13 protein-coding genes are annotated in these 13655 nt (G+C 55.0%); 5 read left to right on the top strand and 8 right to left on the bottom strand.

The annotated features are described in order from the left end of the window. Nucleotides 1-26: 26 nt before the first annotated feature. Together B6S09_RS16340 and B6S09_RS16335 are read left to right on the top strand one after the other, a co-directional pair. The gene (locus tag B6S09_RS16340; RefSeq protein ID WP_094279563.1) at nt 27-989 is read left to right on the top strand and encodes a tRNA-dihydrouridine synthase; all 963 of its coding nucleotides are present in this window, start codon (nt 27-29) and stop codon (nt 987-989) included. Nucleotides 990-1204: 215 nt separating this feature from the next. Next, nucleotides 1205-1576, top strand: a complete 372-nt coding sequence (locus B6S09_RS16335) for a transcriptional regulator, TraR/DksA family protein (protein ID WP_094279562.1) — start codon at nt 1205-1207, stop codon at nt 1574-1576. A gap of 462 nt (nt 1577-2038) precedes the next feature. Here the strand turns inward: B6S09_RS16335 and B6S09_RS16330 are convergent, their stop codons facing one another. Continuing rightward, nucleotides 2039-3052: a porin gene (locus B6S09_RS16330; protein ID WP_094279561.1), complete on the bottom strand. Its 1014-nt coding sequence runs from the start codon at nt 3050-3052 to the stop codon at nt 2039-2041. 255 nt (nt 3053-3307) lie between these two features. On the opposite strand from B6S09_RS16330, the gene dinG reads away from it, so the two are divergent. Beyond that, the gene (dinG, locus tag B6S09_RS16325; RefSeq protein WP_094279560.1) at nt 3308-5362 is read left to right on the top strand and encodes an ATP-dependent DNA helicase DinG; all 2055 of its coding nucleotides are present in this window, start codon (nt 3308-3310) and stop codon (nt 5360-5362) included. A 121-nt stretch (nt 5363-5483) separates the two neighbouring features. Continuing rightward, the gene (locus B6S09_RS16320; RefSeq protein ID WP_094279559.1) at nt 5484-6119 is read left to right on the top strand and encodes a YccT family protein; all 636 of its coding nucleotides are present in this window, start codon (nt 5484-5486) and stop codon (nt 6117-6119) included. A 56-nt stretch (nt 6120-6175) separates the two neighbouring features. Here the strand turns inward: B6S09_RS16320 and B6S09_RS16315 are convergent, their stop codons facing one another. The 4 genes from B6S09_RS16315 to B6S09_RS16300 all read right to left on the bottom strand — a co-directional run bounded on the left by B6S09_RS16315 (nt 6176) and on the right by B6S09_RS16300 (nt 9277). After that, nucleotides 6176-6724 carry a DUF924 family protein gene (locus B6S09_RS16315; protein WP_243832890.1) on the bottom strand — a complete coding sequence of 183 codons (549 nt, stop codon included), beginning with the start codon at nt 6722-6724 and terminating at the stop codon, nt 6176-6178. A gap of 39 nt (nt 6725-6763) precedes the next feature. Beyond that, the gene (locus B6S09_RS16310) at nt 6764-8131 is read right to left on the bottom strand and encodes a YjiH family protein (protein ID WP_094279557.1); all 1368 of its coding nucleotides are present in this window, start codon (nt 8129-8131) and stop codon (nt 6764-6766) included. Between the two features lie 220 nt (nt 8132-8351). Continuing rightward, the gene (locus B6S09_RS16305; protein ID WP_094279556.1) at nt 8352-9005 is read right to left on the bottom strand and encodes a thiopurine S-methyltransferase; all 654 of its coding nucleotides are present in this window, start codon (nt 9003-9005) and stop codon (nt 8352-8354) included. A gap of 71 nt (nt 9006-9076) precedes the next feature. Beyond that, a complete protein-coding gene (locus B6S09_RS16300) occupies nt 9077-9277 on the bottom strand; it encodes a DUF4250 domain-containing protein (RefSeq protein WP_094279555.1) in 201 nt (66 codons plus the stop codon). 101 nt (nt 9278-9378) lie between these two features. Here B6S09_RS16300 and B6S09_RS16295 point away from each other — a divergent pair, with 101 nt between their 5' ends. Beyond that, nucleotides 9379-9768 (top strand): cell division inhibitor, encoded by a 390-nt coding sequence (locus B6S09_RS16295; RefSeq protein WP_094279554.1) that lies wholly within the window; start codon nt 9379-9381, stop codon nt 9766-9768. Nucleotides 9769-9870: 102 nt separating this feature from the next. On the opposite strand, the gene hemH is transcribed toward B6S09_RS16295, so the two are convergent. The 3 genes from hemH to htpG all read right to left on the bottom strand — a co-directional run bounded on the left by hemH (nt 9871) and on the right by htpG (nt 13634). Continuing rightward, a complete protein-coding gene (hemH, locus tag B6S09_RS16290) occupies nt 9871-10839 on the bottom strand; it encodes a ferrochelatase (protein WP_094279553.1) in 969 nt (322 codons plus the stop codon). Nucleotides 10840-10907: 68 nt separating this feature from the next. Continuing rightward, complete coding sequence (gene adk / locus B6S09_RS16285; RefSeq protein ID WP_094279552.1) at nt 10908-11552, bottom strand: adenylate kinase; 645 nt, start codon at nt 11550-11552, stop codon at nt 10908-10910. A gap of 165 nt (nt 11553-11717) precedes the next feature. Next, nucleotides 11718-13634, bottom strand: a complete 1917-nt coding sequence (gene htpG, locus B6S09_RS16280) for a molecular chaperone HtpG (RefSeq protein WP_094279551.1) — start codon at nt 13632-13634, stop codon at nt 11718-11720. Nucleotides 13635-13655 lie beyond the last annotated feature (21 nt).

Here is a 13655-nt window from a genome sequence, read left to right as displayed (position 1 = left end):
CCGCTTTTACCAAGACGGTCATTGACATGCGCCTTATCCTGGCCCCGATGGAAGGGGTGCTCGACCATTTAATGCGGGACCTGCTGACCCGCCTTAATCCTTATGATTTATGCGTGACCGAGTTTGTGCGGGTGGTCAATATGCGCCTGCCGCCCCGCGTATTTTATCGCTTATGTCCCGAACTGCACCATGGCTGTAACACGCCTGCCGGCACACCGGTTCGCATTCAATTGCTGGGCCAGGACGCAGACTGGCTGGCGGAAAATGCCGAGCAGGCCTGCCGGCTGGGTGCCAACGGGATTGATCTTAACTTTGGCTGCCCGGCCAAGACCGTCAACAAACACCGGGGCGGCGCCGCCCTGCTGGCTGACAGCGAGCAGCTTTACCGTATTGGCCGCGCGGTGCGTGCCGCCGTGCCCGCTCACCTGCCGGTCAGTGCCAAAATTCGTCTGGGGCTGGAAGAACGTAACAGCTATCTGGAAAACAGCCAGGCCCTGGCCGAAGCCGGTATCAATGAACTGACGGTCCATGCCCGCAGTAAAAAAGACGGCTATCGCCCGCCGGCTTACTGGTCGCTGGTAACAGAAATACAACAACGGCTGACCATTCCAGTGGTGATTAACGGCGAGATCTGGCACGCCGATCATGCCACCCAGGCCCGGGCCCAGAGCGGCTGCAGCGACATTATGCTGGGCCGTGGTGCCCTGGCGCTGCCCAATCTGGCTGACACCATTAAAACCGGTGCCGCCCCCATGTCCTGGCAGCAGGTAATTGCACTGTTACTGGATTACTCAGCGCTGGAAGTAGAAGGCAACAAAGCCGTCTATTACCCCAACCGCATCAAGCAGTGGCTGAATTACCTGAAATTACAATACCCCGAAGCCCGGGAGCTGTTCACCGCCATTCGAACCCTTAAACATACAGAGGAAATCCGGCAGGAGCTTGCGCAGCAAGCGCCCCTTCGGGGAGCTGTAAGCGATCAGCGTTAAGCTGTAAGTCGTCCGGCTTGGCCGGTGGTTATTGTGTTATACCCGCAAGTTTTCGGTGGCAAGCAGACAACCCTAAAACTTCCAGCCCCCGCCACTTATCGCTGACGGCTCAAGGCTTATAGCTCCCCGTAGGGGCGGGTTATTGATTTGCATCATGATGATAACAAGTCGCCAATCTTATACTGGCCGACATACTTCACTGAATGGATGTCATCATGAGCAGCAAGACAACCCAAAGCGAGCTGGAACAACGGCTGCTGGCGGTGGCGGACGACTGCCGCCGGAGCTTTTTGCACTCGGTAGGTACACTGGACACCACGCTGGCCGCCCGGCTATCCCGCCTTCCCCCGGATGAATGGGCTGATGATCCCGCCCTGGCTGCCTGGCCACAACTGCAACCACAGCTGAAAAGCCTGCGCCGGGCAGATGCTGCCCTGTGTCAGTGGCAGCTGGGGCTTTATGGCCTGTGCAGCGACTGTGAAGCCGAGCTGAGCCACGCCCAGCTATTGGCCGATCCCTGCCGACAGCGTTGTGATCATTGCGAAGAAAAATATCAAAAGGCACAACATGCCAGCTGGACGCTGTAAGGGATATCGCCGCCAGCCATAAACCCGGTAGCGCCAGTATTTCTGTTACCCCCGCGAAGGAAGGTCACCCCCGCGGAGGCGGGGGCCACAGGCAGACAACGCCAAGCCCTGAGCCCGCGCACTCCCCCTGGATGCCCGCCTGCGCGGGCATGACGATTATTTCTGTATTTCTGTCACCCTCGCAAAAGCGGGGGACAGGGGGCCATAGGCAGACAACGCCAAGCCCTGAGCCCGCGCACTCCACCCCTGGATGCCCGCCTGCTCGGGCATGACAGCTATTTAAGTATTTCTGTCACCCTCGCAAAGGCGGGGGTCCACAGGCAGACAACACCAAGCCCTGAACCCTCGCACTCCGCCCCTGGATGCCCGTCCCCGCCTGCGCGGGGATGACACTCTCGTGCAGACATAAAAAAGCCGGCTTTCGCCGGCTTTTCGCTTCTGTATCAGCTAATTTAGCTAATATTAGAAGTTGTACTGAATACCCAGACCGTAGCGGTCATCACGGTTCAGATCGTCATCGTTGATTTCGTACTCAGCGTACAGCTTGGCTTTGGAGGTCAGGTCATACTGAACACCCAGGGTCCAAGCATCAATGCTGTCGAAGTCGCCAGCGCCTTTCAGGTCAGTTTCTTCATAAGAGTACTGAGCCAGCAGGGTCCAGGCGTCAACGTTGTAGGTACCGGTTACTTCAACGCCGTTGGTTTCAACTTCGTTCGCGTTGTTTTCAAACTGCTGCTGGGTGTAGGCAACGGCAGCGTAGAAACCGTCGAGGGTGTAGTTCACGCCAACGATCCAGGCATCCAGGTCGTAGTCGCCGTTCAGGCCACCCATGTTGCCGTAGTTCTGCTGCTCGTAAGCGGCACCAAAGCCCAGACCCATCGGCAGGGTGTAACCGGCGGCTACTGACCACTGGTTTTCTTTGTTTTCGTTGCCGTCGATTTTGTTGTCGTCAGCAAAGGCGTAGGCAGCGCGCAGGTCCAGACCGTTGTTGGCGTAGCTTACACGGATTTGGTCGTCAACTTTGTCGTCTACCAGGCCCAGTGAGCCGTAAGTAGTCTGAGCGCCAAATACGTTAAAGATATCGTGGTGGTAAACTACCAGCGCATACGGGTCCTGGCTGCGACCGAAGGTCAGCTCGGTGGTGTCCATGAAGCGGAAACCGGCCCAGGCATAACGGGTATCGATGCTGTCGGAACCAGTGGCGTCGTCGGCTTCAGCAGTAACCTGCCATTCCAGCTTACCGATCAGGTCAACATCGTTGTTCAGCATGTACTTAACGTTCACACCCAGACGCGCTTCGCCTTCACCGCCGAAGTCGTTAGACTTCTGGCCATTCTGGAACTTCATTTCACCGGCTTCGTACTGAATGCGGCCGTAGATGTCTACCTGGGCGCCTTCATCGGAGTATACGGTTACGGCGCTGGCGGAGGTCGCGAACAGCGCAGGAATGGTCAGTGCAAGAATCGTTTTTTTCATGATTTTGTATGCCTACTGTAATTAAACACTAAGTCTTTGTTATTCCCTGTGTTAGCAACGCTAGCGTTACTATGCCGAGCAGACTATCACCGGTATTTTGACCTTGCAACAAAATCACGGGAACTTTTTATGACACTTGTGCTCGGTACGCGCGCAAGTGTGATCTGTGCCGGCTTTTCTGAACGGCCTGCCGGCGCTGGTATATAAACGCCCGGCAGATATAATTGCAGCCGCATTTTATACCGGAAACCCCTTATGTCCAGCACCGATTACCGCACTCTGGTGCGTGCCAATTACCGGAAATTAAGCGAGTCAATTCAAGGTTTTAAACCAAGGCGGGAGCAAAACTTCCTGGTGGCGGAAATAGGCAAGGTGCTGCTGGGGCAATACGACTTATCCCGTCGCATTCTGGTGGCCGAAGCCGGCACCGGCATTGGAAAATCGCTGGCCTATTTACAGGCCAGCATTCCCTGGGCCCGGTTAAATAATAAAAAGGTAATTATTTCTACCGCGACCCTGGCATTGCAGGAACAGCTGATAAATAAGGACCTGCCACTTTTTCAGCCACACTGCCAACCTTCTTTTACCTATACCCTGGCCAAAGGCCGGGCTCGCTACTGTTGCCGGCAACGGTTGCAGGATCTTCTCCAGGGCAAAAGCCAGATCGGCATGTTTGATACCGCCGATACACTGACCCCGGCACAACAGAATCAGCTGGCAACACTGTGGCAGGCTCTGGAGCAGAACGACTGGGCCGGTGACCGGGACAGCTGGCCAGAACCTATCGTTGATGCCCTCTGGCAGCAAATTCAGACCGAACGCCACAGCTGCCAGCCTCAATTAGGCCATACCCACTGTCCGTTTCATCAGGCCCGGGCCAGCCTGGATAAAGCCGATGTGATCGTGGTAAACCACGCCCTGCTGCTGGCAGATTTGTCGATGGGCGGCGGCATTATTTTGCCTGAACCGGAAACCTGCATTTACGTGCTGGATGAAGCCCATCATATTGCTCATATTGCCCGGGAGCAGGGATCGGCGCGGCTTTCTTTGCGCAGCGCCCGACGCAACCTGGAACAATTCAACAAACAAGTACCGGCCCTTGCTGCCACACTGAAAGATGAAGGTCAGAGTGCCATTACGCGCAGCCAGCAGGCACTGCAACAGCTGATCCCTTCCTTAACCGAACTCTACAGGCAATTACAGGCCGCACAGCGTGCCGGTGACTTAATACCGGATGACCAGGGGTGTCTGCGCTTTGCTGCCGGCGAGTTGCCCGAACTGCTGAGCCACTCTCTATCTACCCTGAAAGATGAACATAAGCAGCTGGCCCAAGGCCTGACCCGGCTGCAAAATGAGCTGGCTGAAGCGCTGAAACGCCAACCGGGAAACAGCTCGGTTTCCGGGGCCATGGCCGCAGTGAGTCTGCAGCAGCTGCACACCGATGAGGCCCTTGGCCTGTGTGAACTGATGCTGAAAGCCATCGGCCCTGGCCACACGCCACCGGCGCGCTGGCTGGAACAGGGCAAAAATGACATCACCTTATGTGCCACGCCACTCGCTGTGGGACATCTACTGGAACAATGGTGCTGGTCCCGGGCTGCAGCCGTGATCATGGTATCGGCCACCTTTACCGCCCTGAATGACTTCAGCTATTTTCGCCGTGCCGTCGGCCTGCGCCATGATGATGGCAGCCAGTATTTGCGGCTGAACTCCCCCTTTGACTATCCGGGGTCAAAGCTGATTATTCCGCAATTATCCTGTGAACCGCAGGATCCCGGCTTTGATGAGCTGCTGGCAACTGAAATTCCCCGCTGGCTGGAGAATGCAGGGGCCAGTCTGGTCCTGTTTTCTTCCTACCGGCAAATGAATACGGTCGCGGGGACTTTGCGTGACAAAGGTCATTCGCTGCTGGTACAGGGAGAAGCGGGCCGTCAGGCCCTTTTGGAGCTGCACCGCATGAAATGCGATGGCGGCCAGCCCAGCGTACTGTTTGGCACCGGCAGCTTTGCCGAAGGGCTTGATCTACCCGGACACTACCTGACCAATCTGATTATTACCAAGCTGCCCTTTGCGGTGCCAACCTCACCGGTGGAAGAAGCCATGGCCGAATGGATTACACTCAGCGGCGGTAACCCCTTTATGCAGCTCACCGTGCCCGAAGCCTCACGTAAACTGATCCAGGCCTGCGGCAGACTGCTGCGTACCGAAACCGATCAGGGCCGGATTATTGTGCTGGACCGGCGACTGCTTACCCGCCGCTATGGGCCGGCGCTGCTCAGCGCCCTTCCCCCTTTTACCAGGGAAACGTGAGCCTGGGTGGTCTTTGCCAATTGCGTCTGGTTTTAATAGTTGTCACAATTTGCCGGTTTACTGAATAAAAAATTCATTGATAAAACGCCCTCAGGGGCAACAGGCTCAGGAGCCCTGATTTATGAAACTGCGTGTTACTCTTGCCGCTCTGGCCACCGCCAGCCTTTGTTTTGGTGCCACTGCTGCCACCTTTGAAGCACAGCGACCTTATCAGATTTATCTGATTAACGGCGAAAAAACCGCCAATACCATTACCAAAGACATTCATCAGGTTACTCTGAATGAAGGTAAAAACCAGGTGGCCATTGGCTACACCCATGATTACTCCAACCGCTCTGAAGTGCGGGTGCTGAATGGTAACCCCGTTATCATTGAGCTGGATAATGTGCCTGCCGATGCCGAACTGACTATCGACTTTAAAAAACCGCTGAACTATCAACTGGCCCGCCAGTTTTTGCGTGAGCAGGACAGCCGCCTGACCGTGATAGACAAACGCACCGGCCAGGCTGTAGATGCCGAACTGTCCATTATCCCCATGCCCGCCGGCCTGGATACTACCGGTGGCATTCAGGCACACCTGAAGGAAAACCGCCAGGCCTTTAACGGCCGTACCGAAGCCGCCGTGGCTGCCGCCAAAGAGAAGTTCGGCGAGACCGTGGTAGATGCAGATGCCATGGAAATGCTGCAGCATTGGTGGAACGCCGCGGATGCCGACACTCGCCGCGCCTTCCAGATCTGGATGATCCAGCAGCAGTAATAAAGCTATAAGAAAGGCCGGCGTCATTGGATAAATGACGCCGGCCTTTTTTTGTTTCAGAAGCCCGAGCCCGGCTGGGTCAGAAAAGCCAGCTCTTCAGGAGTGGATGGGCGACCAAGAATCGCATTACGGTGGGGGTAACGACCGAAACGGGCAATAATATCCCGGTGCCGGTATTCAAAATCCAGGCTGTCAGCCAACCCCAGCCGTTCAAACAGTGGCATTCCCTGATCATGTACTTTCAGTGACTCACTGTGCATAAAGGGCATATACAAAAACAACCGCTGATAAGGCGTCAGTTCTCGTTCTGCTCCCCCGCTAATGGCCTCCTGCGCCAGTGCCAGCGCCATACCATCGGCGGCAAACGCCTCTGCCCTGCCCCGGTATATATTGCGAGAAAACTGATCCAGCACAATAATTTCGGCCAGCCGCCCAAGGGCCTGCGCACGCCACTCAAATAATTCACCTTTACACGCCTGCGTGTGCAACAGGCCAAAGCGCCGGCCAATATCAGTATCCAGCGCCTTGTCCTTTTGCCACCATTCGGCTGGTTTCAGGCTTTCAAACCAGAAATGCAATACTCCCTGATACATAAGTGCTCCCATCCATCCTTGTTTAGCCGAAGTATAGAAGCACCGCTGCTATCAGAATACCAGATGGGCAACCATGGCAATAACCGGCAGGGTAACCAGGGTACGCATCAGGAAGATGACAAACAGCTCAAGCAGGTTGACCGGTATTTTACTGCCCAGCAACAGGGCCCCGACTTCCGACATGTAAATCAGCTGTGTCACCGACAGCGCAGCAATCACAAAGCGGGTCATGTCGCTTTCTATCGAGCTCGCCAGAATGGCCGGAATAAACATATCGGCAAACCCCACCACTATGGTCTGAGACGCCGCGGCCGCCTCGGGAATACCCAGCAGTTCCAGTAGCGGTACAAAGGGAACGCCCAGCCAGCTGAACAGTGGCGTGGTTTCGGCCACGACCAGCGCAATAGTGCCGAACGCCATCACCACCGGCAGCACCCCCAGCAGCATGTCGAGTGCATTATGCACACCGGCGCGGACAACCTGTCCCAGGCTTTCCACCTTACCGGCCCGGGCCAATGCCAGACTGATACCATGCTTCAGCCGCGAGTAACCTTCAGGTGTCACTTCGGCATCTGCAGGGCGGGATTCACCATTAATAAAGGTGTCTTTTTTCCAGCACAGCGGCGGCAACCGCGGCACAACGATGGCTGCCACCACCCCGGCCAGACAAACGGCACCGTAGAAAGGTAAAAACATGTGTTCCAGCTTCACCTGCGCCAGCACTACCAGGCTGAACGTGATGGATACGGCAGAAAAAGTGGTCCCGATAACGGCCGCTTCCCGTTGTGTATAGTGATGACCTTCATATTGTTTGCTGGTCAGCAAAATACCGACACTGCCGTCCCCCAGCCAGGATGCCATGCAATCTACCGCCGAGCGCCCGGGCAAACGGAACACAGGTCTCATAATGCGGGTCAACAAGGTTCCAACCAGCTCCAGCAAGCCAAAATCAAGCAACAACGGCAATAACAGGCCGGCGAAGATAAATACCGAAAATAACACCGGCAGCAGATCATTCAGCACCAGGCCACCGGTATCGCCGCTGTATAACAGCTCTGGTCCGATCTGAAAGTGCACCAGCAGCACAAACAGTGCCCCCAGCAGGCGGCTGACAAGCCAGACGGGACGCACATTAAACAGTGTATTCAGAAAAGCACTGTTCAGCAGCCAGACTGGTTTCATCAGGCTGCCCAGCAGCGTCAGCAGGGCAGACAATACGATCAGTCCGGTAACTACCGCAGGCAATTGCTCAGCCAGCATTCCCTGCACGCTCTTGGCCAGCACCGCAATCATAATGGTAATGTCCCCCTGCCAGGCAACGGGTGTCATAAACAACAGCAACCCCGCCAGTGATGGCAGTAAGAACATCAACCAGTTACGAATACTACTACTACTCTGGCCCGCCAGCGCTTTTTCCATAAAAACTCCTTGCCTCCCGGCTCTGCCAACGGCAGTTAATGCATAAAAAAACCAAACCAGCGCATAACATCTCACCGAAGATTGCGCATGATGAATGGTTATTTTACAGATAAAGGTTTTGCACGGAAAGAACAAGGCAGAGTATTACACTACCAAATACTCAAAAATCGGGGCAATGTCACATCTCGTTAACTGATTTGTCATAATAGTGAACAACTGCTCAGCGTCGTGTCAGCAAATAACACAGTTCATCAAAATAGCTGCATTCACCCGAGGCTACCCGACGGTGCAGCTCGCCGGCATGCGTTTGCTCCAGAACCTTCAGTTCAAAATACGGCTCGAACAAGGCCCTCACCTCAGCCTCGGCCACCGCAAACGGAGGGGTCTGATCCTGCTTTGAATCGTGATCCACCGTCACCAGCAGCACCCGTCCCCCTGCTGCCATTAAGCCTGCCATCAGCTCAGCATATGCCGGGCGCATATCCGGCGGCAGGGCAATCAGTGCTGCTCTGTCGTAAGCCAGCTTAAAGGTCAGTCCAAGCTGTCCGGCCTTAAAAAAATCCCCTTGATAAAGGCTGAAAGGCCCCTGTTGCCAGCATAAAAGAGGGCCTTCTTCTTTACAGGAAGGCGTTAATCCGGCTTCAGCAAAGAAGTCATTTACCGCGACCGGTGACAATTCAAATCCGGCCACCGCATGCCCCTGCTGCGCCAGCCAGCGCATATCGTGGCTCTTGCCACACAGGGGCACCAGCACTTCATCGCCGGCTTCGGCGTCAGTATGTTGCCAGTACTGTTGCAGGTGCGCATTAATGTCCGCCTGATGAAAGCCAATACGTGCGCTCTGCCAGCGCTCATGCCAGAAATCTGCGTCCATTATTTTCTCCTGAAAACAAAAAACCGGACTATGACAGTCCGGTAGGATCAGTGCAAGATCATGCCCCGGGTTTACTTTCCCGCACTACGGAACTGATTACTGTGGCTGTCATAACGGTAACCAATCATCGCCATCCGTGCTGCCAGCCAGCCACCATCCAGCTCATAGCGTGCCAGCAATGCATCCAGGCTGTCGCATTCAATACGCAGCTTTTCATTGACAATACTCAGCACCATATGAATATCCATGCGTTCCAGTTGCGTTCTGTCCATTACGCCTCCAACACTGTAAATTTATACAGTTAATTATTGACCAATCCGCCTTTGGTGAATACTGTATATATAAACAGTATCGCAACAGGCAGGGCCGTACCATGATGAACTTTTCATTAACCCGCAAGCAGGCACTGATCTCCCGGCAAGACACACTGTCTCCCCGCTGTGCCACACCCGCCATGGCTGTACAGACCGGTGTGCTCGCACGCCTTTCTGCCCTCAGCCGGGCCAACACCGGCTGGATTGTTGTCGCCAATGCCCCGGGCCGGCTGTGCCGCCAGACCATGATTGCCGCCGGCCTTGATCCGGCCCGCATTATCGATGCGCACCGGTTAACAGCCGCCCAGCTGCAGCGGGCACTCAGCAGCCCGGCAATCGCCGCCGTGATCTGCTGGCAAGAGCAAGATGGAACCTTTTTGAGCAGTCGGCAAGCAAACGGACGCCTTTTTGTGATCGGCCCGTCAGCACCTGCCAGCCCGTTGCATTGATATTAAGGTAATAAAAAAACCGGCGCTGCAGCTAAGCAACGCCGGCTCTGGGCCAGGCTTCACCCCGTTACCGGGAGCAAGAAGTAGCAGACAAGATCAGGTTTACGCCAGCTCCCGGCAAACCAGATCCACCATCATTCTGATATGGGCCTGATTATCGTTCAGGGCAGGAATGTAATGATACTGCTCTCCCCCCGCCTTGAGAAAAAGTTCCTGGTTTTGCTCGGCGATCTCTTCGAGCGTCTCCAGGCAGTCGGCAGAAAAGGCCGGGCAAATCACATCCAGCTTTTTAATCCCTTCCTGCGGCAGCTTTTCCATGGTTTTATCGGTGTAGGGCTTTAACCATTCTTCCCGGCCAAAACGGGACTGAAAGGTTGTGCGCCACTGGTGAGGCTCAAGCTCCAGTGCCTGCGCCAGCAACTCGGAGGTACGATGGCATTGCTGACCATAGGGATCCCCCTCATTTTCAAAACGCTTGGGGATACCATGGTAAGAAAGCAGCAGCATGTCGCCACGGCCATGGGCCTCCCAGTGAGCCCGTACTGAATCGGCCAGCGCCTGAATATAGCCGCTGAAGTCATGGTAATCATGCACAAACCGCAGCGCCGGCATCCGCCGCTCTTTTTTCATCAGTCTGGCCCAGCTGTCAAATACCGATGCCGTGGTGCTGACAGAGTATTGCGGATAAAGCGGCAACACTATCACTCTGTCTGTACCTTGCTCTTTAAGCTGCTGCCAGGCCGAACCGATGGACGGTTCGCCATAACTCATACCCAGCGCAACCGGCATATCAATGCCCTCATCCTGCAGTGCCTGCTGTAATGCAGCCTGCTGGCGGCGGCTGACAACCATCAAGGGGGAGCCATCAGGCCACCAGATAGACTGATAGAGCTTGGCAACTTTGGGAGCGCGAAACGGCAGAATAATGCCATGCAATAAGGGACACCACAGCGAGCGGGGTAAATCCACCACCCGGTGATCGTGCAGAAACTGACTGAGAAAAGCCTTTACCGCAGCAGACGTCGGAGCGGAAGGCGTTCCCAGGTTCACCAGTAAAACACCTGTTTTCACCTTGTTACCTGCCTTTTATCAACAACAAAAAGCCGGACCTTAACAGGTCCGGCTTGCACAATAAAAGCTTAAGCCAGAATATCGGTCAGTTCGCGGCTTACCGCTTCTACTGACTGGGTACCATCCACCTTGTGGTGCTGGGTACGGCCAGCTTCAGCTTCTTTCTTGTAATAATCGATGAGCGGTGCAGTCTGCTCATGATAAACCGCCAGACGCTTGCGCACGGTAGCTTCTTCATCATCGGCTCGAATGACCAGCTCTTCGCCGGTCACATCGTCTTTGCCTTCCACTTTGGGCGGGTTGTACACCAGGTGGTAAACCCGGCCAGAGCCCGGGTGCACCCGACGACCACTCATGCGCTTAACGATTTCTTCATCGGGAACGGCAAATTCCAGCACATAATCTACCTCTACACCGACTTCCTTCATGGCGTCAGCCTGAGGAATGGTGCGGGGGAAACCGTCCAGCAAAAAACCCTTGGCGCAATCATCCTGACTGATGCGCTCTTTAACCAGACCAATAATGATGTCATCAGACACCAGCTGGCCATTGTCCATCACTTCCTTGGCCTTGAGGCCCAGCGGAGTGCCGGCCTTGATCGCGGCACGCAGCATGTCGCCGGTCGAGATTTGCGGAATACCGAACTTCTCCATGATGAACTGAGCCTGTGTTCCCTTACCCGCGCCCGGAGCACCCAGCAAAACGATGCGCATAACAGCGTCCTCTTTTTGATTAGTCATTCATAAATTGCGCTCGATTGTGGCATGACACCGGCATAGGAACAAGTAACAGCAAAGACTGTTAGACCTATTGATTATATAAGCAGCAAAAAAACCCGGCTCAGGGCCGGGTTTGCTACTAACAGAAGTCAGCTGTTATCAGTCAAGCAGCAGGCGGTTAACCCGGGCCACGAAGGCAGCGGGGTCTTTCAAGCCTCCTTGCTCGGCAAGCTGAGCCTGCTCCAGCAGAAGTTTGGACCATTCGTTAAACTGCTCACCCTCGCCCAGGCTTTCCAGCTTTTTCACCAGGCTGTGCTCGGGATTCAGCTCCAGAACGTATTTCTGCTCCGGTACCGGCTGACCGGCGGCACGCATCAGCTTGATCATCTGGGTACTCATGTCGTGCTCACCGGCCACCACACAAGACGGGGTGCTGGTCAGACGATGGGTCAGACGCACTTCCTTCACTTCGTCACCCAGCGCCGTCTGTACCCGCTCCAGCAATGGCTTCAGCGCTTCTTTGGCTTCTTCCTGGGCTTTTTTGGTTTCTTCGTCATCCAGCTCGCCCAGATCCAGCTCGCCTTTGGTCACGGAGACAAATTGTTTGTCCTGGAAGTCGCTCAGGTGGTTCATCAGCCACTCGTCCACCCGCTCCCACATCAGCAGCACTTCAATGCCCTTCTTGCGGAAGATTTCCAGGTGCGGGCTGTGGCTGGCGGCGGCATAACTGTCGGCGGTGATATAGTAGATCTTGTCCTGACCTTCCTTCATCCGCTCAAGGTAATCGCTCAGCGACACGGTCTGAGCGTCAGAGTCGTTATGGGTGCTGGCAAAACGCAGCAGACCGGCAATTTGTTCCCGGTTGCCGTAGTCTTCCGCCGGGCCTTCTTTCAGCACGTTACCGAACTCTTTCCAGAAACCCTGGTATTTGTCGGCATCGTTTTTGGCCATTTGCTCCAGCATGCTCAGTACCCGCTTGGTGCAGGCCTTGCGCAGCTGCGCGGTAACTTTATTGTCCTGCAGAATTTCACGAGACACGTTCAGCGGCAGATCGTTGGAGTCGAGTACCCCTTTTACAAAGCGCAGATAGGTGGGCATAAACTGCTCGGCGTCATCCATAATGAACACCCGCTGTACATACAGCTTAAGACCGTGACTCTGCTCGCGGTTATACAAATCAAACGGGGCCTTGGCAGGCACATAGAGCAGGCTGGTATATTCCTGATTGCCTTCTACCTTGTTATGGCTCCAGGCCAGGGCATCCTGCCAGTCGTGAGAAATATGCTTGTAAAACTCCTGATATTCCTCATCACTGATGTCCCCTTTGGCACGGGTCCAGAGCGCGGTGGCCTTGTTCACCTGCTCCCACTCGCCGTCGGTGGCGGCAGCGGTAACATTACCTTCTTCGTCGGTCTGCTCCGGCTCACCGTCTTTCCACATTTCCACGGCAATGCTGATGTGATCCGAGTATTTCCCGATAATGCTGCGCAGACGCCAGTCATCGAGAAACTCTTCTTCCCCTTCGCGCAGATGCAAAATCACATCGGTACCACGGCCGGTTTTTTCAATATCGGCCACGGTAAAGCTGCCATCACCATCGGACTCCCAACGAACTCCCCGGTTGCTGTCTTCTCCGGCAGCACGGGTTTCCACAGTAACCTTGTCAGCCACAATAAAGGCGGAGTAGAAGCCCACACCGAACTGGCCAATCAGCTGGGAATCTTTGGCCTGATCGCCGGACAGCTGACTGAAAAAGGCCTTGGTGCCCGACTTGGCAATAGTACCCAGGTGTTCAATCACATCATCACGGCTCATGCCGATGCCGTTATCAGAAATGGTCAGGGTTTTATTGTCTTTATCGATTACCAGGCGTACCCGCAGGTTGCCATCGTTTTCGAACAGCTCACTGTTGGACAGTGCCTTGAAACGGAGTTTGTCGGCCGCATCGGCGGCGTTCGACACCAGTTCACGCAGAAATACCTCTTTATTGGAATAGAGGCTGTGCGCCATCAGGCTGAGCAGCTGTTTAACTTCGGTTTGAAAACCATGAGTTTCGGTGTGCACGGCTTCGGTCATCTTGATGTTCCTTGCTTGGGT

Source organism: Oceanimonas baumannii (assembly GCF_002245495.1).
Lineage (GTDB): Bacteria > Pseudomonadota > Gammaproteobacteria > Enterobacterales > Aeromonadaceae > Oceanimonas > Oceanimonas baumannii.
The sequence above is the reverse complement of the archived record's forward strand: the minus strand, read 5'-3'. Positions and strand labels throughout refer to the sequence as shown.